The organism is Streptomyces sp. HUAS TT7 (assembly GCF_051550175.1).
Taxonomy (GTDB): domain Bacteria; phylum Actinomycetota; class Actinomycetes; order Streptomycetales; family Streptomycetaceae; genus Streptomyces.
Genome location: NZ_CP196175.1, coordinates 1,566,298 through 1,588,442 on the forward strand (window position 1 = coordinate 1,566,298; position 22,145 = coordinate 1,588,442).

Annotated in this window: 24 protein-coding genes; 9 read left to right on the forward strand and 15 right to left on the reverse strand. The window is 71.0% G+C overall.

The features are described from left to right. Positions 1–4: 4 nt before the first annotated feature. The 6 genes from ACSHXC_RS06805 to pqqA all read right to left on the reverse strand — a co-directional run bounded on the left by ACSHXC_RS06805 (position 5) and on the right by pqqA (position 4,470). The gene (locus ACSHXC_RS06805; RefSeq protein WP_438290701.1) at positions 5–1,219 is read right to left on the reverse strand and encodes a glycoside hydrolase family 88/105 protein; all 1,215 of its coding nucleotides are present in this window, start codon (positions 1,217–1,219) and stop codon (positions 5–7) included. An 82-nt stretch (positions 1,220–1,301) separates the two neighbouring features. After that, positions 1,302–2,414, reverse strand: a complete 1,113-nt coding sequence (gene pqqE, locus ACSHXC_RS06810) for a pyrroloquinoline quinone biosynthesis protein PqqE (protein WP_438290702.1) — start codon at positions 2,412–2,414, stop codon at positions 1,302–1,304. Then, a complete protein-coding gene (pqqD, locus tag ACSHXC_RS06815; RefSeq protein ID WP_438290703.1) occupies positions 2,411–2,725 on the reverse strand; it encodes a pyrroloquinoline quinone biosynthesis peptide chaperone PqqD in 315 nt (104 codons plus the stop codon). Before pqqD ends, pqqE begins: the two co-directional genes overlap by 4 nt. Then, positions 2,722–3,441 carry a pyrroloquinoline-quinone synthase PqqC gene (gene pqqC / locus ACSHXC_RS06820; RefSeq protein WP_438290704.1) on the reverse strand — a complete coding sequence of 240 codons (720 nt, stop codon included), beginning with the start codon at positions 3,439–3,441 and terminating at the stop codon, positions 2,722–2,724. The genes pqqD and pqqC overlap by 4 nt, the downstream gene beginning before the upstream one ends. After that, positions 3,438–4,340 (reverse strand): pyrroloquinoline quinone biosynthesis protein PqqB, encoded by a 903-nt coding sequence (gene pqqB, locus ACSHXC_RS06825; RefSeq protein ID WP_438290705.1) that lies wholly within the window; start codon positions 4,338–4,340, stop codon positions 3,438–3,440. The genes pqqC and pqqB overlap by 4 nt, the downstream gene beginning before the upstream one ends. A 10-nt stretch (positions 4,341–4,350) precedes the next feature. Next, positions 4,351–4,470 carry a pyrroloquinoline quinone precursor peptide PqqA gene (gene pqqA / locus ACSHXC_RS06830; RefSeq protein ID WP_438290706.1) on the reverse strand — a complete coding sequence of 40 codons (120 nt, stop codon included), beginning with the start codon at positions 4,468–4,470 and terminating at the stop codon, positions 4,351–4,353. Between the two features lie 350 nt (positions 4,471–4,820). On the opposite strand from pqqA, the gene ACSHXC_RS06835 reads away from it, so the two are divergent. The 4 genes from ACSHXC_RS06835 (at position 4,821) to ACSHXC_RS06850 (ending at position 8,574) form a co-directional block, all read left to right on the forward strand. Beyond that, on the forward strand, positions 4,821–5,657 hold the full coding sequence (locus tag ACSHXC_RS06835; RefSeq protein ID WP_438290707.1) for an aldo/keto reductase: 837 nt from the start codon (positions 4,821–4,823) through the stop codon (positions 5,655–5,657). A 237-nt stretch (positions 5,658–5,894) separates the two neighbouring features. Further along, positions 5,895–7,277 (forward strand): S53 family peptidase, encoded by a 1,383-nt coding sequence (locus ACSHXC_RS06840; protein WP_438290708.1) that lies wholly within the window; start codon positions 5,895–5,897, stop codon positions 7,275–7,277. Positions 7,278–7,358: 81 nt separating this feature from the next. After that, the gene (locus tag ACSHXC_RS06845; RefSeq protein ID WP_438290709.1) at positions 7,359–7,829 is read left to right on the forward strand and encodes an RICIN domain-containing protein; all 471 of its coding nucleotides are present in this window, start codon (positions 7,359–7,361) and stop codon (positions 7,827–7,829) included. 46 nt (positions 7,830–7,875) lie between these two features. Continuing rightward, positions 7,876–8,574 carry a hypothetical protein gene (locus ACSHXC_RS06850; RefSeq protein ID WP_438290710.1) on the forward strand — a complete coding sequence of 233 codons (699 nt, stop codon included), beginning with the start codon at positions 7,876–7,878 and terminating at the stop codon, positions 8,572–8,574. Between the two features lie 30 nt (positions 8,575–8,604). Here ACSHXC_RS06850 and ACSHXC_RS06855 read toward each other — a convergent pair whose 3' ends face one another. Continuing rightward, the gene (locus ACSHXC_RS06855) at positions 8,605–9,675 is read right to left on the reverse strand and encodes a S1 family peptidase (RefSeq protein ID WP_438290711.1); all 1,071 of its coding nucleotides are present in this window, start codon (positions 9,673–9,675) and stop codon (positions 8,605–8,607) included. Positions 9,676–10,016: 341 nt separating this feature from the next. Next, a complete protein-coding gene (locus ACSHXC_RS06860; protein ID WP_438290712.1) occupies positions 10,017–10,958 on the reverse strand; it encodes a cupin domain-containing protein in 942 nt (313 codons plus the stop codon). Positions 10,959–11,064: 106 nt separating this feature from the next. On the opposite strand from ACSHXC_RS06860, the gene ACSHXC_RS06865 reads away from it, so the two are divergent. Continuing rightward, entirely contained in the window at positions 11,065–11,928 is an 864-nt protein-coding gene (locus ACSHXC_RS06865) for an NmrA family transcriptional regulator (protein WP_438290713.1), read from the forward strand. A gap of 137 nt (positions 11,929–12,065) precedes the next feature. Here the strand turns inward: ACSHXC_RS06865 and ACSHXC_RS06870 are convergent, their stop codons facing one another. The 4 genes from ACSHXC_RS06870 to ACSHXC_RS06885 all read right to left on the reverse strand — a co-directional run bounded on the left by ACSHXC_RS06870 (position 12,066) and on the right by ACSHXC_RS06885 (position 14,252). Continuing rightward, entirely contained in the window at positions 12,066–12,461 is a 396-nt protein-coding gene (locus ACSHXC_RS06870; RefSeq protein ID WP_438290715.1) for a hypothetical protein, read from the reverse strand. A 197-nt stretch (positions 12,462–12,658) separates the two neighbouring features. Next, complete coding sequence (locus ACSHXC_RS06875) at positions 12,659–13,018, reverse strand: helix-turn-helix transcriptional regulator (protein ID WP_438296463.1); 360 nt, start codon at positions 13,016–13,018, stop codon at positions 12,659–12,661. Between the two features lie 168 nt (positions 13,019–13,186). Then, positions 13,187–13,918 (reverse strand): class I SAM-dependent methyltransferase, encoded by a 732-nt coding sequence (locus ACSHXC_RS06880; protein ID WP_438290716.1) that lies wholly within the window; start codon positions 13,916–13,918, stop codon positions 13,187–13,189. Between the two features lie 22 nt (positions 13,919–13,940). Beyond that, positions 13,941–14,252 carry a 4a-hydroxytetrahydrobiopterin dehydratase gene (locus ACSHXC_RS06885; protein ID WP_438290717.1) on the reverse strand — a complete coding sequence of 104 codons (312 nt, stop codon included), beginning with the start codon at positions 14,250–14,252 and terminating at the stop codon, positions 13,941–13,943. A gap of 80 nt (positions 14,253–14,332) precedes the next feature. On the opposite strand from ACSHXC_RS06885, the gene ACSHXC_RS06890 reads away from it, so the two are divergent. Further along, positions 14,333–15,328: an NAD-dependent epimerase/dehydratase family protein gene (locus ACSHXC_RS06890; RefSeq protein WP_438290718.1), complete on the forward strand. Its 996-nt coding sequence runs from the start codon at positions 14,333–14,335 to the stop codon at positions 15,326–15,328. Positions 15,329–15,455: 127 nt separating this feature from the next. On the opposite strand, the gene ACSHXC_RS06895 is transcribed toward ACSHXC_RS06890, so the two are convergent. After that, positions 15,456–16,568, reverse strand: coding sequence for a sensor histidine kinase (locus tag ACSHXC_RS06895; protein ID WP_438290719.1), 1,113 nt, complete (start codon positions 16,566–16,568; stop codon positions 15,456–15,458). Next, a complete protein-coding gene (locus tag ACSHXC_RS06900; protein WP_438290720.1) occupies positions 16,561–17,517 on the reverse strand; it encodes a response regulator transcription factor in 957 nt (318 codons plus the stop codon). Before ACSHXC_RS06900 ends, ACSHXC_RS06895 begins: the two co-directional genes overlap by 8 nt. Before the next feature lie 202 nt (positions 17,518–17,719). Here ACSHXC_RS06900 and ACSHXC_RS06905 point away from each other — a divergent pair, with 202 nt between their 5' ends. Genes ACSHXC_RS06905 through ACSHXC_RS06915 form a run of 3 tightly spaced genes read left to right on the forward strand, consistent with a single transcriptional unit; the run spans position 17,720 to position 19,799 of the window. Beyond that, positions 17,720–18,436 (forward strand): glycosyltransferase family 2 protein, encoded by a 717-nt coding sequence (locus tag ACSHXC_RS06905; protein WP_438296465.1) that lies wholly within the window; start codon positions 17,720–17,722, stop codon positions 18,434–18,436. Beyond that, positions 18,433–19,143: a TIGR04282 family arsenosugar biosynthesis glycosyltransferase gene (locus ACSHXC_RS06910; RefSeq protein WP_438290721.1), complete on the forward strand. Its 711-nt coding sequence runs from the start codon at positions 18,433–18,435 to the stop codon at positions 19,141–19,143. Before ACSHXC_RS06905 ends, ACSHXC_RS06910 begins: the two co-directional genes overlap by 4 nt. Beyond that, positions 19,137–19,799 carry a class I SAM-dependent methyltransferase gene (locus ACSHXC_RS06915; RefSeq protein ID WP_438290722.1) on the forward strand — a complete coding sequence of 221 codons (663 nt, stop codon included), beginning with the start codon at positions 19,137–19,139 and terminating at the stop codon, positions 19,797–19,799. The genes ACSHXC_RS06910 and ACSHXC_RS06915 overlap by 7 nt, the downstream gene beginning before the upstream one ends. A gap of 105 nt (positions 19,800–19,904) precedes the next feature. Here ACSHXC_RS06915 and ACSHXC_RS06920 read toward each other — a convergent pair whose 3' ends face one another. Continuing rightward, positions 19,905–21,902, reverse strand: a complete 1,998-nt coding sequence (locus tag ACSHXC_RS06920) for a putative Ig domain-containing protein (RefSeq protein ID WP_438290723.1) — start codon at positions 21,900–21,902, stop codon at positions 19,905–19,907. Positions 21,903–22,145 lie beyond the last annotated feature (243 nt).

Genomic DNA, 22,145 nt, shown 5'->3' on the forward strand with positions numbered 1-22,145 from the left:
TGGGTCACCTCTTCCTCAGCTGTTCGTTCATGATCAGGAAGGCGCCGAGGCCGTGGAAGTCATTGGTGGCCCGGGTGCGCCCGACGTAGTAGGAGTAGTCGCCTACGTTGGTGCCGATGGAGATGTCGGTGAGGTCGGTCCGGCCGTCCGGGCCCAGTGAGATCTTGGCGAGCACACCTTGGTAGCCGCGTTGGGCGACGGCCTCGAAGTGCGGGTCGATGTAGCCCTGCTGGACGGACCGGTCGAGTGCGTAGGTGAACATGCTGGAGCACGAGGTCTCGGTCCAGTTGTCGGACTTGGCCCCCTTGTCGACGACCTGGAACCATCGGCCGGTCTTCGAGTCCTGGTAGTGCTCAAGACCACTTGCCAAGTTCCGGAGATAGGTCGCGAGTTGAGCGCGGCGCGGGTGGTTGGCGGGGATGGCGTCCAGGACGTTGACGACAGCCATCGAGTACCAGCCGACGGCCCGGCACCAGTGCTCGGGGGCGAGCCCGGTGGTGGGGTCGGCCCAGCTCTGGGTGCGCGACTCGTCGTACGCGTGCTTGAGCAGCCCGTTGGCCACCTGCAAGTGGCTGCCATAGACCGCAAGTTGCTTGGCGGCCTCGTCATCGGTGTACGCCGAGTCGTTGAACTCCTTGCCGTACTCGACGAGGAGCGGGTTGACCATGTAGACACCGTCCGCCCAGAGTTGATGGGCTCGGCTGCTGGAGTCGGCGTGCCAGAATCCGCCGTCGGATGTGCGCGGGTAGGTGCTCAGCCGGTTACGGATCTTCTGTGCGGCGATCCGGTATCGGTCCTGCCCGGTCTCGTGGTGCAGGATGACCAGGAGCCGTCCGGCCTGCATGCTGTCGAGGCTGTTGAAGCTCTGGTTGATGCTGCCCTTGCTGTCGACGAACCGGTCGACGTAGCTCTTGATGAAGGACAACAACTTGGCGTCGTGGGTGCGCTGGTAGACCTCGTACTGGCCGTAGAGATACAGGCCGACCGGGTACGACCAGCCGCCGATGGATGTCGGAGTGAAGCGAGCCAGCGTCGATTGGGTCATGGCGACCGACCAGTCGGTGGCCTTCGCGTCCCGGGACTGCGCTGCGGTCGCGGGGGCGGTGGCCCCGAGGGTGAGACCGGCGACGGTGAGGAGCGCGGCGAGCAGGCCGGCCAGGAGCTTGCGGGGGCGGCGGTTTCGGGCGGTACGCCATGGGCGGGCGGGTGATCTGGTCATGGTCACCTCAAGTCTTCTCGGAGGGAAGGCACGGGGTCGGCTGCGCTGCGCACAGGGCGTAGAGAGGGGGGCGGGCTCGCGTTCACACTCGGTCGCCGCAGTCGGCGGCCGCGCGGAAGGACCGGGGTACGGCTGCGTTCGGGTCGCTGAGAGCGCTCTCGGAGACGATGCGGCGCAGGAGTGGGTGGTCGGGGGCGAGGCGGCAGGCCGGGTCGGGGCGGGCCGCGTCGCCGGTGAGGGCGTACGCCTGGCAGCGGCAGCCGCCGAAGTCGATGTCGCGGCGTTCGCAGGAGCGGCAGGGCTCGGCCATCCAGCCGGTGCCGCGATAGGCGTTGAAGGCGGGCGACTCCCGCCAGATCCACTCCAGAGAGCGCTCTCGCACGGTGGGCGGATCGAGCCCGGGCAGCGCGGCGGCCGCCGGGCACGGCAGTACGGTGCCGTCCGGGGCGACGGTCAGCGAGACCGCGCCCCAGCCGCCCATGCAGGGTTTCGCCATGCCGTCGAAGTAGTCGGGCACCACCCACACGAGTTCGGTACGCCCGGCGAGCCTCGCCTTCCACGCCTCGACGGACTCCCTTGCCAGCTGCAACTGCGTTCGGAAAGGCAGGAGTTGATTCCGATTGAGCAGGGCCCATCCGTAGAACTGGGTGTTGGCGAGCTCGATGCGGTCGACTCCCCAGTCGAGGCCCAGCTCGACGATCGCATCCAGTGCGTCGAGGTTGTCGCGGTGCAGGACGACATTGAGGCCCAGCGGCAGCCCGGCCTCCCGGACGACGGCGGCGGCCCGCGCCTTGTCGGCGAAGGAGCGGCGGCGCCCGGCGATCCGGTCCGACGCCTGCGCGTCGGAATGCTGCACGGACAGCTGTACGGAACGCAGCCCGGCGTCGATGAGCGCGCCGAGGCGGGCCGCGTCCAGGCCGATGCCGCTGGTGACGAGCTGGGTGTGAATGCCGGCCGCGTCGGCGGCGGCGACGATCTGCGACAGGTCGGGCCTCAGCAGCGGTTCGCCGCCCGAGATGTGGGCCTGCACGACTCCCAACTCAGCGGCCTGGCACATCACTTGGCGCCAGGTGCCGGTGTCGAGCTCACTGCTGCGGCGGACCAGTTCCACCGGGTTGGAACAGTACGCACAGTGCAGTGGGCAGCCGTGGGTCAGCTCGGCGAGCAGCGCCCAGGGTGGTTCGACGGGGGTCATCGCAGCCAGCCCTCCTCACGCAACCTGTCCAGAAACAAAGGGACTTCGGCGGCGACGGGTGCATCCGGGTGGCGCGCGGCCAGCTCGTCGACGATCCCCCGCACATCGCGCTCACCGTCGCAGAGCCGGACGATGCTCCCCGCCGGACCGTGCAGTACCACCACCCGCTCGGGCAGCACGAGCAGATCGGCTCCCCGCACCCGGTCGTGCCGCAGCAGCACATGCCGGGCGAGCGCGGGTCGCCACGCGGGGTCGGAGGTGGGTGCGGAGGCGGCCTGCGGATGAGATCCCGGGGTGGGGGTGAGAGTCATCCGACTCCCCCCGCTCCCCCGCACCCGCCCAGTTCCACCGCGTCGAGCAGTGACCACAGGACGTCGCACTTGAAGGCGAGGGCGGCCACGCAGCGCTCCTGTTCCGCCCGGGTGCGGGTCCAGCCGCTGACCAGGAGCAGGGCTTCGGCACTGTCGCGGCTGCCCTGTTCCATGCGGGTGCGGAAGTACTCCAGGCCGGCGGGCTCGATCCAGTCGTAATGCTCCTGGAAGGCGTCGATGCGGGTGCGCATGATGCCGGGCGCCGAGAGTTCCGTGAGGGAGGCGGCGACCGCGTCCAGGGCGGGGTTGAGCCGGCAGAAGTTGACGTAACCATCGACGACGAGGCGGACTCCGGGCAGGACCTCGGCGCCGGACCACATGCGTTCGCGGGTGATTCCGGCGGCCTCGCCGAGCCGGAGCCAGCGTTCGATACCGCCCGTGCCGTGGGTCGGTCCGTCGTGGTCCTGGATGCGGCGCAGCCACATCCTGCGCAGGTGCGGCTCGTCGAACTTGGCGAGGATGTGGGCGTCCTTGACGGGAATGTGCCGCTGGTAGTGGAAGCGGTTCAGGATCCAGCGCCGCAGTTCCTCTCGGTCGAGCTCACCCTTGTGCATGCGGATGTTGAAGGGGTGCCGGTCGTGGTAGCGGTGCTCGACCACGGCACGCAGCTGCCGCTCGAACTCGGCGTCTGTCCAAGGGAGTTGGAGGTCGCTCACAGTTCGATCACCATCCGCTCCGCGGCGACTTCCAGGCCGCGTTCGGCGAGCCGTGCGTGCTGGGCGGCCGCGGGGTCGTTGAGGGGGTTGGTGTTGTTGAGGTGGGTGTAGAGGCAGCGGCCGCGGAGCGCGGCGAGGCGGTGGGAGGTGCCGCGCGGCCCGACGACCGGAAGATGGCCCGTCGCGGTCGCCGTGCGGGTCGAGATCCCGCTGCGTACGGGCTCGTCGTCGTCCCAGAACGTGCCGTCCACGATGACGACGTCGGCGCTCCGTACCGCTTCGTCGAGCGCGTCGGACCAGGTGGCGATCGCGGGGGCGTAGACGGCCGTGGCACCGGTGGCCGGCTCGTGCAGCCGGAGCGCGACCGACCAGGTGGGGTCGTCGGACCCGGTACCGGCCGCGTAACGGGGCCGTTTGGCGGACACGGGGAGGGCGCTGACCTCGATGGAGCCGGGTGTCGACAGCGCTTCCGGCTTCTCGCTCAGCTCCCGCCATTCGATGGCCGTATAGGGGCTGAGCACATCCCCCAGCCGTAGCCGGTCGATGAGTGCGTCCCGTACGGGTGCGGTGGCCCGGACCACGAGGCCCTCCGCCTCGCGGAGCCGGGCGATGCCGAGGGTGTGGTCGAGTTCGGCGTCCGTGAGGATCACTCCGGCGACCGGGGTCTCGCGCGATCCGGGGCCGGGCAGCAGGGCGGGGGCGGATTCGATCTGGTCCGCGATGTCGGGACCGGCGTTGACGATGTGCCAGCGGGATCCGGGGCCGCCCGACCTGACAGCGAGGGAGGCGTGCCGGCGGCGGCGCCGCGGGTGGGCGCGCGCGCCGGCACAGCCGGGACACGCGCAGTTCCACTGCGGGACCCCGCCACCCGCCGCGGTGCCGAGCACCTGCAGCAGCATGGCGCGGCGCCTACCGGTCGGCGTGGAAGTAGCCGGTGACTTCGAGCGCGGTCTCGACGACCGTGTACTCGGGGGTCTCCCAGACCACGACGGGCACCGTTTCCTCCGATGTTTCCCGTGTGTCCTTCATGGGGTGTACCTGCCTTCCTGAGAGGTGGAGTTCAGGAGTGAACGGTGTGTGGCGCGCACATGAGCAGTTATCGGAGCTGGGCAGACATGTTGTTCACATGAGTGTCCGGCGTTCAGTTATGTGCCATAGCGTCGCGTCTTGTCGAGGCATGGTCAATGGTTCGGACCGAGAAGGTCGGAGCTGTATCGGCCATTCATCGTGAGCCGCAAGTCCCGCGTTGCTGAACAGCGAGTCAGGAGCGGTACTGAACCGCAGGTCAGGTGCGATCGAGTGGGCCTGTTGGGAATGCGTCGCTCCACTCGTTCGTTGACCATGGGAGTACCAACCGACGACGTAAGGATCGACCGCTCGTGAGCAAGGTCCCCTCCATCACCCTCAACAACGGCGTCGAGATGCCGCAGCTCGGTTTCGGCGTCTGGCAGGTGCCGGACGACGAGGCCACGAAGGCGGTCGCCACCGCCATCGAGTCCGGGTACCGGAGCATCGACACCGCCGCGATCTACGACAACGAGCGGGGCACCGGCAAGGCCGTCGCCGCCTCGGGGGTCGCCCGCGAAGACCTCTTCGTCACGACGAAGCTGTGGAACTCGGAGCAGGGGTACGACTCGACCCTGCGGGCGTTCGACGCCTCGCTCGACAAGCTGGGCCTGGACTACGTCGACCTGTACCTGATCCACTGGCCGGTGCCGGCGAAGGACGCGTACGTCGACACGTACGCGGCCTTCGAGAAGATCTACGCGGACGGCCGGGCCAAGGCGATCGGCGTCTCCAACTTCCAGCCGGTGCACCTGGAGCGGCTGCTCGGCGAGACCTCGGTGGTCCCGGCCGTCAATCAGATCGAGCTGCACCCGCAGCTCGCCCAGGCCGAGTCGCGCGCGCTGCACGCCAAGCACTCCATCGCGACCGAGGCCTGGTCGCCGCTCGGTCAGGGCAGGGGCCTCCTTGAGGTGCCGACGATCGTGGCCATCGCGCAGAAGCACGGCAAGACCGCGGCCCAGGTGGTGCTGCGCTGGCACCTCCAGATCGGCAACGTCGTGATCCCGAAGTCCGTGACGCCGTCACGGATCAAGGAGAACATCGAAGTCTTCGACTTCGAGCTCGACGCGGACGACCTGGCCGCCCTCGCCGCGCTCGACGAGGGCAAGCGCCTGGGGCCGAACCCTGCGGAGTTCAACCTCGGCGCCTGATCACACACGCTGACCAGCGCCTGAAGCAGGGGGCGCCGTCCGACCCGGTCGGACGGCGCCCTTTTTGTCGCCCATCGACTTTGGTTGGTCAGGTACCAACCAAGAATGTTCATTCAAGTGCACCCTCCAGGCAAAGCGTTCGACATCAAGCGACAAATCCTCTTGTCCTGCGCATGACCTTCCCGATGGGATCGCGAAGACCGCCCCGCGCGGCTTCACCCCACTCAGGGAGCATTCATGCGCATAGCCCGCCCCCGGACTCGTACCGCAGCAGCGACAGTTGGGGCCACCGCCCTTGCCGCCGCCGCGGTGATAGCCACCCCGCTGTCCGGGTCCGCCACCGCCGCACCTGCCGTCCCGCAGGTAAAGCCCGTCCCGGCCATCACCGGGCAGCACCTCGCCCACTCGACCAGCGGCCCGCTCACCACCGAGCAGTGCCAGGCCAAGTGGAAGATCGCCTGCTACGGACCGCTGCAGTACCGCCAGGCGTACAACCTGAACCCGCTCTACAAGGCGGGCATCACCGGCAAGGGCCGCACGATCGTGATCGTGGACTCCTTCGGCTCGCCGACGATCCAGCACGACCTGGACGTGTACAGCAAGCAGTACGGCATTCCCAGCAGCAAGGTCGACGTGGTCAAGTGGGGCAACGTTCCCCAGTGGGACCCCAAGAACAAGGACATGACCGGCTGGGCCGGTGAGTCCACGCTCGACGTCGAGATGGCCCACGCCGTCGCGCCGGACGCGAAGATCATCCTGGTCGAGACCGCGGTCGCCGAGACCGAGGGCGTCACCGGCCTGCCCGAGATGATGGACGCCGAGAAGCACCTCATCGACCAGGGCATCGGCGATGTCATCACCCAGAGCTTCGGCGCCACGGAGAACACGTTCCCCGGCTTCGACAAGGGCGACTTCTCCAGCATCAAGAACCTGCGGTACGCGTTCAAGGACGCGGCGGCCCACGGGGTGACCGTGCTCGCCTCCTCCGGTGACGGCGGCGCCACCGACAACACCGCGGACGGCAGCGGCTACTACAAGGAGCGCGTCAACTCCTGGCCCTCGTCCGACCCGCTGGTCACCTCGATCGGCGGCACCCAGCTGCACCTCGACGACAAGGGCAACCGCCTCAAGCCCGAGAGCGTGTACAACGACAACGGCTCGGGCGGCGGCGGTCAGTCGCACGTCTTCGAGCGCCCGTCCTTCCAGAACGGCGTGCGCGGCATCGTCGGCAACCGCCGCGGCACCCCGGACATCTCGATGGCGGCCGCGGTCAACGGCGGCGCCTGGGTGTACTCCAGCTACGACCCGACCGCCGTCGGCTGGGACGTGTCCGGCGGCACGAGCGAGGCGAGCCCGCTGTTCTCCGGCATCGTCGCCCTCGCCGACCAGGCCGCCGGGCACCGCCTCGGCAACATCAACGACGCGCTGTACTCGCTGTACAAGCACGAGGGCTACAAGCCGAGCAGCGGCCTCGTCGACGTCAACGACGGCACGAACAACAGCTACCAGGGCGTCACCGGCTACACCGCGGTGAACGGCTACGACATGGCGACCGGCGTCGGCACCATCGACGCGGCCCACTTCGTGACCGCGCTGGCCCGCGAGAGCCGCCACCACTGACGGCACCGCACTGTCGCGTGACCATGCCGCCGCCCGATTCCTCCGGGCGGCGGCGTTGTCATGACCGTATCCTTCGAGATCATGAATGAGATCCAGAGCCCCACCCTGCCCGAAGGCCGCTACCTCGTACGCAATGTGGCCAGCGGGCTGCTCCTTGAGGTGTACGGGGGCGCCAAGGGCAGCGGGGCCAATGTGCAGCAGGGCAAGGAGAGCGGTTCCACGGCGCAGCAGTGGCACATCTCCCCCGTGCACAGCGGCGGCGGGCTCTACCATCTGGTGAACGTGAACAGCGGCAAGCGGCTCGACGTCGCCAACGCCTCCACCGAGAACGGCGCGAACGTCCAGCAGTGGAAGGCCAACAACTTCGGTGCCCAGGAGTGGCTCGTGGAACGGCACTTGGACGTGCCCGGCCGAGTCACCCTGGTCAGTTACATCAGCGGCCTGCTCCTGGAAGTCGCCGACGGTTCCGCCGAGGACGGTGCGAACGTGCAGCAGTGGGAGGACACCGACTCCCCTGGGCAGTGGTGGGAGTTGGAGCCGGTTGTCGAGTAATGGGCTCAAGAAGAGTCGAGTGAACGGCTCAAAGAGAGGTGCGAAGGTGACCGAGGGGAATGCGCCGAACCGGCGGGCAGTGCTGCTGGGTCTGGCGCTGGCCGCGCCGGTCGTGGCGGCGGGCTGCGGCACAGGCCACGGCAAGAAGTCCGCGTCGAAGAGTTCCGCGTCGACGGGCGCCGTACCGTCCGACCCCGGGCGCGACACCACGGTCATGATCATCAGGCACGGCGAGAAGCCGGGCTCCGGTGATCCCGGGTTCGACGAAGCCGGCAAGCAGGACAAGAAGTCGCTGACCAAGCGCGGCTGGGAGCGCTCTCAGGCGCTGCCGCGGCTCTTCGTCCCCAACAGCGGGAGTTCTTCTGCCGGTTCGGGGTCGGCGCCGCTCCCCCGCCCCGCCACCGTCTATGCCGCGGCGGACCAGGGGCCGGACGCCGGTGCGCACCGGATGCGGCAGACCGTGACTCCGCTCGCCGAGGCTCTCCACGTGCCGGTGAACACCGAGTTCGCCGAGGGCAGGGAGAAGGAGCTGGCCGCCGCCGCTCTCGCGGCGACGGCCCCTGTGCTCATCTGCTGGGAGCACTCCAAGATCCCGCCGATCGTCGAAGCGCTGGGCGCTTCCCGGGCCGGCGGAGTCCCAGAGGAGTGGCCCGACCGCTTCGACCTGGTGTGGGTCTTCACGCGCCGGGCCGGCACCTGGACGTTCCGGTCGGTGCCCCAGCACCTGCTGGCGGGCGACGCCTGAGCCCCTGCCCGACCGGAACATCAGTGGAGGTCAGCCGATCTGCGCTCCGTACGCCTGGAGCGCTTCCGGTACGGGCTGGAAGAAGGTCTCGCCGCCCGAGCTGCAGTCGCCGCTGCCGCCGGAGGTGAGGCCGAGCGCCGTGCTGCCGTCGAAGAGGGAGCCGCCGCTGTCGCCGGGCTCGGCGCACACGGTGGTGTCGATCAGGCCGTCGACCTGGCCCTCCTCGTACGTCACGGTGGCGTTCAGGCCGGTGACCTGACCGCCCTGGACCTGGGTGGTGGAGCCGCTGCGCTGGACCTGCTCGCCGACGGTGGCCTCGCGGGCGCCGCTGATCGGCTGGGAGGAGCCGTTGTACAGGTCGACCGCGCTCGGGTGGTCGATGCCACTGGTGTAGCGGACGAGCGCGTAGTCGTGGCCGGGGAACGTGGAGGCCTCGGTGACCCCGATCTCCGAACCACCCTGCTGGTCCGACCAGCTGGAAACCGCGTTGCCGCAGTGCCCGGCGGTCAGGAAGTACGGCTGCCCGCCGACCGTGACGTTGAAGCCGAGCGAGCAGCGGGCGTTGCTGCCCCAGATCGCGTCGCCGCCCGCGATGAGCGGCTGGAAGCGTCCGGTCGTTCTCTTGAGGGTGACCGTGTCGCCGAGGCCTTGGACCACCTTGTTGAGCCGGTCGAGGCGGTCACCGGTGACGGTGCGGTCTGCCTTGACGACCATCGTGTTGCTGACCGGGTCCATCGACCAGGACGTGCCAGGTATCGACGCCTTGTCCTTCAACGCCTGTCGGGATGCGTTGAGTTGGCTCAGGGAGTGCTTGACGGTACGGGCTACGGCGCCCGCCTTGCGGACGCTGTCGGCGGTCGCGGCGTCGACCACGTTCACGACGAGCTTCTTGCTCGCGGCGTCGTAGTACGAGCCTGCCGTGCGGCCCGCGAGAGTGCTGTCGATCCGGTGTGCCAGCTGCCCCGCCGATGCGGCGGACTGCGGGGCGGCGGTCGGTGCGGGGGCTGCGTCGGCGCTCTGCATCGTCAGGGTCGCGCCGAGCGCCAGGGCTCCCGCCGCGGCGGTGGCCGCACGTCGGCCTGACATCCATCGCTGCTTCAACTCGAAACCTCCTGTGGGGGGTTGAGCCCGGCGACGGGTGTTCGCCGGGCCCGTCGGGCGCGATGACCGGGACGCGACGACCGGGATCCCGGCATGCGCCGGCGTCCATGCCAACTCGCCGCGTCGAGTATCCGTACCCCCACTGACTCACAGCAAGCAACGAACTCGCTTGATACGTAAGGGAGTTGGGGGTACTTGAGAGTGAGCAGGGGTGGTACGCGAAGGAATGCGAGCCGGTCGTGAAGAACCGGACCCGTTCGTAAGAGGGTTGAGTCGGGGTGCGGCCGGCCTCGGCGAGGGTGTGGCCGACGGTGAACGTGGCGAGGGCGTTGATCGGACGTTCAGCCGGTTCCGCCCAGAGCCCGGTGCTCCTGGGGGCTGATGCCACGGACACGCTTGAACGCGGCGCTCAGCGCGAACGCCCCGCCGTAGCCGACCTCGCGGGCGATGGCCTCGATGGTGGCGTCCGTCTCGCGCAGGCGGTCGGCGGCCAGGGCCAGGCGCCAGCCGGTCAGGTACGCCATCGGCGGCTCTCCCACCAGTTCGGTGAAGCGGCGCGCGAATCCCGCTCGTGACACCCCGCACTTCGCGGCGAGCGACGCCACCGTCCAGGCGTGCGCGGGGCTGTTCTGCAGCAGCCGCAGCGCGGGTCCGACCACCGGATCGCCCATCGCCCGGTACCAGGCGGGCGCGTCCGCGCCGGGCCGTGAGAACCACGAGCGCAGCACCGCGATGAGCAGCAGATCGAGCAGCCGGTCCAGGACGACGCTCTGGCCGGGCTCGTCGCGGGAGATCTCGTCGTCGAGCAGCGGCATGAGCGAGCAGTTCCACTCCTGCGCGGTCAGCAGCACCACCGGCGGCAGCGCGTCGAGCAGCCGCCCGCTGATCTCCCCCTCCATCAGATACGTGCCCACCAGCATGGTGGCCGAGCCGTCCGGGGCGTTGCCCCAGGTGCGTACGCCCAGGTCCATGGAGTCGGAGAGCGGCTCCCCGCGCAGGGTCGTGCACGTCTCGCCGGGGCCGATCCGGGCGAACGGTGCGAGCTCCGGCGAGTGCGTGACGGTGTACGGGTCGGGGCCGCGTACGACGACGATGTCGCCGGGGGCGATGTGCACGGCCTCGCCGCGGTCGGGCACGATCCAGGCCTCGCCCGCCGTCATCGACATCAGGGAGATCGGCGCGCGGTCCTCGATCCGGACGGACCACGGGGGTTCCATCACCATGCGGAGCAGGAAGGCCCCTCTGGCCCGCGGTCCGTCGAGCAGTCCGGCGAGTGCGTCCATGGGGCCAGCGTAGAACGCGCCGGGCGACACGAGGCGTAGACGAACGCGTATGGGGATTGGCCCCTGGCGCATGGAGAGTCCAGGGCCTTCCGGCGACGCTGGACGCATGACGAACACGACGCAAGACACCCGGCGGACAGACGAGTTGACGCAGCGGACGGTCCTGGTGACCAGCGGCACGGGAAAGACGGGGCACCGGGTGGTCGAGCGGCTCACCGCTCGCGGGGTGCCGGTCCGGTCGGGGTCGCGGACCGGTGAGGTCCGCTTCGACTGGGCGGACGACTCCACATGGGGCGCCGCACTATGTGGCGCGTACGCCGCGTATGTGGCCTACTACCCCGACCTCGCGGCGCCGGGCGCGGTGGATGCGATGCGCCGGTTCGGCCGGCTCGCGGCGGCGAACGGGGTACGCCGGGTCGTGCTGCTCTCGGGCCGGGGCGAGCCGGAGGCGGCCCGTGCCGAGAGCGCTCTGCGCGAGGCGTGCCCTGACGTCACCGTGCTCCGCGCCGCGTTCTTCGCCCAGAACTTCAGCGAGGGCGCGATGGCCGAGGGCGTGCTGGCGGGAACGGTGGCCTTCCCGGCCGGAGACACCGCCGAACCCTGGGTCGACGCCGACGACCTGGCCGACGTGGTGGTTGCCGCGCTGATGGAGGACGGCCACGCCGGGCAGACGTACGAGCTGACGGGCCCGCGCCTACTCACCTTCGCGGAGGTCACCGCCCAACTCTCCCGCGCGACCGGCCGCGAGATCCGCTATGTGCCGGTGTCGGGCGCCGAGTACGCGGAGTTGCTCACCCAGTACGGCCTGCCCGCGCCGGACGCCGAGTGGCTGGCCGGGCTCTTCGGCATGCTGCTCGACGGCCACAACGCGTCCACGACGGACGGTGTGAAGCGCGTTCTGGGCCGCGAGCCCCGCGACTTCGCCGACTTCGCGAGTCGGGCGGCGTCGGCGGGCGACTGGCACGTATGACCGGCCGGGTTCGGCGCCGGCGGGGCGGACGGGGGTCGGCCCACCCGCGCCGGCCTGCGGGGCCGGTCAAGGGGTGACCCCCGACGAGAGGCGCTCTCGTCGGGGGTCACCGGACACGGTCAGCGAAGCTTCTGCGATCAGAGGAGCTTCTGCGGGGCCTGGTACTGGTCGACGGGCGCGATGTTGCAGGCCGCCTTCGGGCCGCCGAGCAGGTGCCCGCCGATGCCCTCGCCCTCCGGCAGCGGAACCGCGCAGCGCAGGTCGATGTTGATGAGCGGGGCACCGTAGGTGTTGAGAATGCCGCCCGAGTCACCGGCGATGGCGGTGTTGCCGTTGCGGGTGCCGAAGTCCGTGGCACCGGCGCCACTCGCGGTCGGGCCCAACTCGGCAGCACGGGCGGCACGGATGCTGTCGTGCGCGTTGGTGGTGCCGTTCCCGGCCTCGGGACCCTTGGCGTGCGCCGACGCCGGCGCGGCGACAGCCATCACGGCGGCGGTCGCGAAAGCCGCGCCGGCCAGAACCTTCTTGATCACAGTGGTGCTCCTGGTGTGGAGGTGGACTCAGCGTGAGGGGCCCGTTCACACATGGTGCCGCCCCACATGGGTACAGAACTGCGACCACAGCACGCGAGTTACTCTCTGTTACTCGTTCGGCCCAACGGTTGGCGCGATGGAGCAGGGGGAAGAGCTCCGCCAACGCCATTCGGCCTACCTGCGTGGCTCGACAACACTCACCCTGCGTACACGGCGGCCAACTGCCTGATGGTGTCGGCCAGTTGGAACTGCAGCTCCGCCGGTGCCAGCACTTCGATCTCCGCGCCAAGCGCCAGGAATTCGCCGTGGGCGTGGTCGAGGGATTCGATGGGAAGGACGGCACGGGTCCAGCCGTCGGGCTCTTCGGTTCCGGTCTCGGCGAAGGCGCGGGCGGCGGCGCCGGTGAGCCGTTCGGCGCCGCGCGGCGAGAGGCGTACCGCCGCCTCGTCCTGGCGCAGCCAGGCATGGAAGTCGTCCTGCGCCCGCCGCCAGTAGCCGGCCAGGTCGAAACCGTCAGGAATCTCGAACTCCTCGTCCGAGATGGCCAGTTGGAGGATCTGGTCGACCCGGTACGTGCGCGGCCCGGGCGCGGCGACGACGTACCAGCGGCCGGCTTGAGGACCAGGCCGTACGGCTCCAGGGTGCTCAACTGGACCATGGAGATGACGAAGGCGGCCGACTAGGCAGACCTGGCGGGCTTGGGTGAGGCTTGCGTGAGAGCGCTCTCACCCCTTCCTCAGGGCAAGCAACCGGTACTCCGGGTCCGCCCGGCGCCGGTCCGGGTCCGGCAGGGCGGCCAGGGCCGCGGCCAGCTCCTCTGCGGGTGTACCAGTCAGGGTGAGCCACGAGGTGAAACCGCCTCGGCGGACGGCGTCCGCGGCGGTGAGCGGGGTGCGGCCCTGGCCGTGACCGGTGAAGCGGGCCTGGGCCACCGGGGTCAGGCCGTGCCGGGCGGCGTACGACTCGATGAGGTCGGCCCGGTCGGAGGGGGTGCCGGTGCGGTGCGGGGTGAGCAGGGCGTCGATGTCGGAGCCGACGTCGTGCGCGGCGTCCTTGTCCACGGTGGTGATGAACACTCCGCCCGGCTTCAGTACGCGCGCCACCTCGGCCACGACGGACTGTGGCGTGATCCGGCCCAGGTGGAGCAGCCACACCGCGGATACCGCGTCAAACGCCCCCGCGCGGAAAGGGAGTTGATTCACATCGGCGAGCACGATCCGGCGGCCGACGCGCTCGGCGGCGATACTCGCCATGCCGTACGACGCATCGGCCCCGTGGACGCACAGGCCCGGCCGGTTCAGGCGCTGGGTGACCGAACCGGTGCCGCACCCTATGTCGAGCAGGGTGCGGGCGGTGTCCGGAACGAGTCCGAGGACGGCCTCGGCGGCGGCCTCGGCCCGGGGCACGCCGCCGCGCGTGGCATCGTAATGAGCCGCCTCCGCGTTGTAATCCAGCATGCGGATCACTGTACGAGCGTGGTCACCCCGCACCGTGGCCGGGGGCGATCTCCTCTACCCGGTGGGCGAGTTGGAAGTCCAGGGCGGTGAGGGCGCCGCCCGCGTCGTGGGTGTTCACGGACAGGGAGATCGTGTTGTAGCCGAGGGTGAGGTCGCTGTGGTGGCCGAGCTCCTCCTGGATCTGGGCCACATGGACGACCATGGCCGTCGCGGCGAAGTGGTCGGTGAGACGGAAGCTGCGGGAGATCCGGTCGTGGTCGTCCGACAGCGACCAGCCGGGCAGCTCGCGCAGCCGGTCCTCGATGTCCTTCTGCGACAGTGGCTCAACGGGCATGTCCGGATACTCCTTACGGGGTGGTGACATGGCGGGGTGGAGCGGTGACGCAGAGGCTCCACATCCGTAGCGTCTCCTCTATGCGTGTACTTGTCACGGGAGGCGCGGGCTTCATCGGCTCGCACATTGTCACAGCGCTTGCCGCACACGGCCATGAGCCGCTCGTCCTGGACCGGGCGGTCCGTCCGGGGGACGACGTCCGGGATCCGGACGTCGTCGCCGCGGCACTGGTCGGGGTCGACGCGGTGTGCCACCAGGCGGCGATGGTCGGACTCGGCACCGGGTTCGCCGACGCCCCCGCCTATGTGAGCTGTAACGACCTCGGCACAGCGGTCCTGCTGACGGCGATGGCCGACGCGGGGGTGCGGGAACTGGTCCTCGCGGGGTCGATGGTGGTCTACGGCGAGGGCCGCTACGAGTGCCCCGAGCACGGGGTCGTACGCCCCGGGCCCCGGCCGGTCGAGTGGCTCGACGCGGGGCGGTTCGAGCCCCAATGCCCTTGCTGCGAGGCCGAGTTGAGTCCTGGTCTGGTCGCGGAGGACGCGCCGGTCGACCCGCGCAATGTGTACGCCACGACCAAGCTGGCGCAGGAGCACCTGGCCGCCGCCTGGGCCCGGGCGACCGGCGGCCGGGCGGTGTCGCTGCGCTACCACAACGTGTACGGGCCGGGGATGCCCCGGGACACGCCCTATGCGGGGGTGGCCTCGTTCTTCCGCTCGTCGCTGGCGCGCGGCGAGGCGCCCCGGGTCTTCGAGGACGGCCGCCAGCGCCGGGACTTCGTGCACGTACGGGATGTGGCGGCGGCGAATGCGGTGGCGCTGGAAGCGCTCTCAAGCCGCCCGCCCGGCGCGCTCACCGCGTACAACACGGGCAGCGGGACCCCGCACACCGTGGGCGAGATGGCCCGAGCGCTGGCTTCGGCGCACGGGGGTCCCGCCCCGGTGGTGACCGGCGAGTACCGGCTGGGCGACGTACGGCACATCACGGCGGACTCGGCGCGGCTGCGCGGTGAGCTGGGGTGGAAGCCGGTGGTGGGGTTCGCGGAGGGGATGGCGGAGTTCGCGGCGGCAGGGTAGGGCGGCCGCCGGCGTCTGGCGTGAGCCGGAGGAAGGGGTCGGGCTGCTTGCCTGGCCCCCTTTCCCCGGCTTTCCGCTGCGGACCGTCGGGGGCTGGTCGCGCCGTTCCCCGCGCCCCTGGGGGCGCCTATGCCGGGGCGACCGGCAGGGTGAGTTCGAAGCGGCAGCCGCCTGCCACGTTGCGGACTTCCGCGCGGCCCGAGTGGGCTTCCACGATGCCTCGGACGATCGCGAGGCCGAGGCCCGCGCCGCCGGGCGGGGTGCGTGCCTCGGTGCCGCGCCAGCCGGTGTCGAAGACGCGGGGCAGGTCGTCCTCGGCGATGCCGCCGCAGCCGTCGGTGACGGAGAGCGTGACCGCGCCGTCCCGGTCCTCGGCGGCGACCGCTACCGTGCCGTCGGCCGGAGTGTGCCGGATGGCGTTGACCAGGAGGTTCGCGAGGACCCGGGTCATCTCCTTGCCGTCCACCTCGACCGGCACCGCATCGACGCGCTCTCCGACGAGGCGTACCCCGTGTTCGCGGGCCAGCGGGTCCGCCCCCGCCAGCGCGTCGCCGATCAGGTCGTGGACGGACATGCGGGCAGGGTTGAGGGAGAGCGCTCCCGCGTGAATGCGGGAGAGTTCGAAGAGGTCGCCGACCATGGAGTTGAGGCGCTCGACCTCGGTTCTGATCTGGCGGAAGTAGCGGTCCGGGTCCTTGGCCATGCCGTCTTCGAGGGCCTCGGCCATCGCGCGGAGCCCGGCGAGCGGGGTGCGCAGGTCGTGCGAGATCCAGGCGACGAGTTCGCGCCGCGAGGTTTCCAGGGCTCGCTCCCGCTCACGCGACTCGGTCAGTTTCGCACTGGTGGCCGCCAACTCCCGGCTCAGTGCGGCGAGTTCGGCGGTGGCGGGCGCCGTGGGGGCGTCGAAGCTTCCGCCGTCGCCGAACGAGCGGGCGGCCAGGGCGAGGCGGCGACTGCTGGCTACGACCCTGCGGCCGAGCAGCAGCGCGGTGGCCAGTGAGGCCACCGCGGCCATGGCGACGACCACCGTCACCACGGTCAGGTCATGGGAGTTCAGGAGCATGGCCCAGGCGACGGCGAGCGTGCCGGCCAGCATCGCGATGACCGCGACGGCCGCGACGACGGCCACGGACGCGGTGAGCGAGCGGTGCCGCAGGAGGCGCAGGGCGAGCGCCCCACCGAGCCCGGCGGCCGCGGCACCGAGGAAGGCATACAGCGCGATGAGCAGGACGTCACCCATGGTCGCCTCCGCGAAGTACGGATGCGTCCGCGCCGGTGGTGCTGCTGGGCTCGGCCCCATATGGCCCGGCCCCATATGGCTGAGCACCATGTGGCCCGGCCCCATATGGCTGAGCACCATAAGAGCCGCCCGCATCCGGCTGGCGGCCCGCCATACGTGGCTCAGCCCCATGTGGCCGACCCTCATATGGCTCAGTACCATCTGCCGCCCCCGCACTATGTGCCGCAGCGGGACCAAGCCTCTCCGCCGCCCCCTCCTCGTCCGCCTCGAACCGGTACCCCACCCCCCACACCGTACGGATCAGCACAGGCTTCGCCGGATCGGTTTCGATCTTGCCGCGTAGGCGGCGGACATGGACGGTCACCGTGGACAGGTCGCCGAACTCCCATCCCCACACTTCATGCATCAGGCGTTCGCGGGAGATGGCCTCGCCGGGGCGGGCCAGGAGGTAGGCCAGGAGGTCGAACTCCCTCAGCGTCAGGGCCAGTTCGTTGCCGTCCTTCGAGGCGGTGCGGGCGGCCGGGTCGAGGGCGATGCCCGAGCGGGACATGCGCGGGCCCGGGCGGGCGGTGGCGGTGCGGGCGCGGCGCAGTACGGATTCGACGCGGAGGACGAGCTCGCGCGGGCTGAAGGGCTTGGTCACATAGTCGTCCGCGCCTATCTCCAGGCCGAGGATGCGGTCGTCCTCGTCGCCGCGCGCGGTCAGCATGATCACCGGTATCGGGGTCGTGGCACGAAGTCGGCGGCACACCTCCAGGCCGTCCATGCCGGGCAGCATCAGGTCGAGTACCACCAGGTCGGGGCGGCGCTGCGTGGCCGCGCGCAGGGCGGCGGGGCCGTCGGCGGCGAGCTCGACGGTGTGGCCCGCGCGTTCCAGGTAGCCGGTGACGACCTCGGCGACGGTCGGATCGTCGTCGACGACCAGGATGCGGCTCTCGGTGCTGTGCATGGAATCCAGCGTCGCACCGCCCGGGGGCGTCCGTCTGCGCCGGGTGGGCCCCGGGCGGGCGATGTCCGCGTTTCGTAAGAACCTGATATCCGTTTTGTCCGGTTTGGATTCGTACGGTGAGGACGTGACCGAATCCCCCTCCGCTCCACCTCCCGCGTCCCCGCCCCCGTCTCCGTCCCCGTCTCCGTCCCCGCGACAGCCCCTGTCCGCAGGCCTTCCCGGACCGGGTGCGGTGACCGTGGACGTCGTGCTGCCCTGTCTCGACGAGGCCGAGGCGCTGCCCTGGGTGCTGGCCCGGATCCCGGACGGCTGGCGGGCCGTCGTGGTCGACAACGGCTCGTCGGACGGTTCGCCCGAAGTGGCGCGCTCGCTCGGCGCGACCGTCGTGCACGAGCCCCGCCGGGGTTTCGGCGCGGCCTGCCACGCCGGGCTGCTCGCGGCCGAGGCCGAGTACGTCTGCTTCTGCGACTGCGATGCCTCCCTCGATCCGGGCGAGCTCGTCCCCTTTGTCCGGGAGGTGGCGTCCGGCGCCGCCGACCTGGTGCTCGGCCGGCGGCGGCCGCAGGGGCTCGGCGCCTGGCCGCTGCACGCGCGGGCCGGGAACCTGGCGCTCGCGCGGATGCTGCGGCGCCGCACCGGGCTGCGCCTGCACGACCTGGGGCCGCTGCGGGCCGCGCGCCGCGAGGCGCTGCTCGGGCTCGGGCTGACCGACGGGCGCAGCGGCTACCCGCTCCAGATGGTGGTGCGGGCGGCCGACGCGGGGTGGCGGGTGGCCGAGCACGCGGTGCCGTACCGGCCGCGCACCGGGAAGTCGAAGGTCACCGGGACGTGGCGGGGCACCTGGCAGGCGGTGCACGACATGCGCAAGGTGCTTGCCGAGCCGCCCGTGGCGGCGCGTACGTCGGCGGTGGCCCGATGACCGGGGCGGCGGGCGGGGCGGTGTCGGGCACGACGCTGATCGTCCTCGCGAAAGCGCCCGTGCCCGGCCGGGTCAAGACGCGGCTCACCCCGCCGTACACCCCCGAGGAGGCGGCCGAGATCGCCGAGGCGTCGCTCGCCGACACCCTCGACGCGGTCCTCGCCACCCCCGTACACAGAAGGCTTCTGGTGCTCGAAGGCGAGCCGGGGTCATGGCTTCCGCAGGGCTTCGAGGTGGTGCCGCAGTGTGCGGGCGGCCTGGACGAGCGGATCGCGGCGGCGTTCGCCGCGTGCACCGGGCCCGCGCTGCTGATCGGCATGGACACCCCGCAGGTGAGCCCGGCGCTGCTCGCACCCGCCCTGGCGGACCCCGGTCCGGACGAGGCGTGGTTCGGCCCGGCCGAGGACGGCGGGTTCTGGGCCCTCGGCCTGACCGAGCCCGACCCGTCGCTGCTGCTCGGGGTGCCGATGTCGGTGGCCGAGACCGGGCGCGTGCAGCGGCAGCGGCTGTACGACGCCGGGCTCACGGTGCGTGAGCTGGCTCGGCTGCGGGATGTGGACACCGCGCGGGACGCCCAACTGGTCGCGGCCGAAGCCCCGCACGGCCGCTTCGCCCGGTCCCTGGCAGCCGGAACCCCGGCGATTCGGCCCCCTGCCGCCCAGCCCTCGACAGCCGGCTCCCTCACCGCCGGGCCCCGCGCATGGTGAGAGCACTCTCCGCCGCCGCCCCGGCCGCCTGGCACGCCGACCCCTATACCGATGCGCTCCGCTCCGGGCGCGGCCCGCTGTTCCTGCGCAGGCCCGATGGCTGGCTGCTGCCGCTGGAGGTCGAACGCTGGTGTGCAGAGCCGGACTTGGCGGACCGTACGGTGCTGCGGCGCTGCCGGGGCGCGGTCCTGGACATCGGCTGCGGGCCCGGCCGCCTGGTGGCGGCGCTCGCCGCCGAGGGGGTCGCCGCGCTCGGCGTCGACGTGAGCCCCGAAGCGGTCCGCCGCACCCGCGACTGGGGCGGCAGCGCGCTGTGCCGCTCGGTCTTCGACCGGCTGCCGGGCGAGGGGCGCTGGGACACCGCGCTGCTCGTCGACGGGAATGTCGGCATCGGCGGCGACCCGGCGGCACTACTCGCCCGGGTGGCCCAACTCGTCACCCCCGGAGGCCTGTTGCTGGCCGAGACGGCACCGTACGAGATCGACGAGCGGATCCGGGTCCGGGTCGCCGATGCGAGCGGTGCGGCGGGCGGTGACTTCCCGTGGGCGCGGCTCGGCACCAACGCGCTGCTGTCCTGCGCCCGCCCGCTGGGCTGGCGTCCGGCCGGTCGCTGGACCGCGGCGGGCCGCCCGTTCGTGGCCCTTCGGCGCCGGTAGAGCCGGTAGACCGGTGCAGGGCGACGTCTGTCTGATCGCGGCGGGCGGGACGTACGAAAGGGCGGGGCAGGGGATGAACCCCGCCCCGCCCTTCGCGTGTTCAGGTCAGCTCACGTTGACCGCCGTGTCGTCGACGACGAACGAGGTCTGCAGGCTGCTGTCCTCCACACCGTTGAACTTGATGGTGACCGTCTGCCCCGCGAACGAGGAGAGGTCGAAGGACTTCTGGGCGAAGCCGGTGTTCTTGTTGAGGTTGGAGTAGCTCGCCAGCGTGGTCGAACCGGCCGTCACCGTCAGCTTGTCGTAGGCGGTGGAGGTGGTCGTCTCGTTGGTGTCGATGTGCAGGTAGTAGGTGAGGGTGGCGTGGCAGCCGGCCGGGATGCTCACCGTCTGGGAGAGCGAGTCGGTGTGGCTGATGCCGTAGCCGTCGAGCCAGGCCTTCCACGAGCCGGAGTGCGCGGCCTCGCCGCTGGAGTTGTCGATGACGCCCGCGGTCGCCGACCAGGGTGCGGCGCTGCCGGTCTCGAAGCCGGGGTTGCCGAGCAGCTGGGCCGGGGTGCAGCCGCCGCCCGGGGTGGTGACGTTCCAGGTGAAGGACGTCGAGCCGCTGGCGTTGGTGGTGTCCTTGGCGGTCACCGTCACGTTGGAGGACCCGGCGGTGGTCGGGGTGCCGGAGATCAGGCCGGTCGAGGCGTTGATGGACAGGCCCGCCGGGAGGCCGGTGGCGCTGTAGGTCAGCGACTGGCCGCTGTCGGAGTCGGTGGCGTGGATCTGGAGCGAGGCCGCCGTGTTGACCTGCGTCGACTGGTTGCCCGGGTTGGTCACCGAGACGGTGTTGCCGGTGCTCGTGCCGCCGGTGAAGGCCGCGGTGCCGTTCGGGGTGCCGAGGCCGGTCGGGCCGTCGTAGCCGACGCCCGCCTTGCACAGGTAGGCCGGGCTGCAGCTGCCGTTGGCGCCGGAGGTGACGTCGTTCAGGGAGCCGGTGTGGGCGTACGGGTAGGACGCCGGGTAGGTGTTCGCGGCGGGGGTTCCGGCGAGGGCGTACACGCCGGCGATGATCGGCGAGGAGGCGCTGGTGCCGCCGTACACGTTCCAGCCGCTGGCCTGGTAACTGTCGTACACCGCGAGGCCGGTGGCAGGGTCGGCGACCGCGGAGACGTCGGCGACGGTGCGCTTGGCACAGCCGGTGTCCGTCTGCCAGGACGGCTTCGGGTCGTAGGCGGAGCAGCCCGAGCCCGCGCCCTGGCCGCCGGAGCTGGAGCCCCAGACCGACTCGGACCAGCCGCGGCTGTTGCTCGCGCGGCTGAGCGAGGTGCCGCCCACGGAGGTCACGTACTGGGAGGCGGCCGGGTACTCGACGCCGTAGCCGCTGTCACCCGAGGAGACGGTGATGGCGACGCCCGGGTGGTTGAAGTAGGAGGCGTCGGAGCTCGGGTCGGTGGAGTCCTCGCTGCCGCCGTAGCTGTTGGAGACGTACTTGGCGCCCATGGTGACCGCGCGGTTCACCGCGGTACCCAGGTCGGCCATCGACGGCTGGTTGGCCTCGACGAGCAGGATGTGGCACTGCGGGCAGACGGCGCTGACCATGTCGACGTCGAGGGAGATCTCACCGGCCCAGCCGGAGTCGGCGGTCGGGTAGTTGGTGCCGCCGTTCTGGTCGACCTTCTTGAAGCAGCCGTTGGCGGTGGTGCAGGCGGGCAGTCCGTACTGCGAGCGGTAAGTGGCGAGGTCCGACTCGGCGTTGGGGTCGTCGTAGGCGTCCACGATCGCCACCGTCGCACCGGCGCCCGCGCTCGACGACAGGGCGTAGGCGCTCTGCAGGGCGCTGGGGCCGTAGCCGGAGGGGGCGGCGGCGGTGGATATGCCGAGGTGGTGCTGCACGTCGGTGCGGGCCAGGGCCAGGCAGGACATCATGCCCGCCTTGGTGGGCTGGGCGCACAGCCGCTGGGTGTTGGCGGCCTTGCCGCTGTCGGCCTGCGTGGCCGCGCTGACGGACGGGGCCACGGCGATGAGTCCACCGGTGACCAGGGCCGCCGCGGACAGCGCGGCGGTGGCGGCCCGGCGGGTGAATCCGGGGAGGCCGAAGGGTCTCTTCGAATACAAGGAACTGCCCTCCATGGGGGTCGGTTCGCCGGATCGGGGCGGGCGGAGGTGCGGGGACGGAGCTGGGTGAGCGGCAGGGCGGATCCGGCGCGTGCGGCAAGACATGTGCGGACGTTCGGCGGTATCCGTGCGGGGTGATCGGCGGTACGAGTGCGGCACGTTCAGCGGTACGTGTGCTGCGCGTACGGCACGTGTGCCGCGGGTGTGCGGTGCGATCGGCGATGCATGTGTATGCCATCGGCG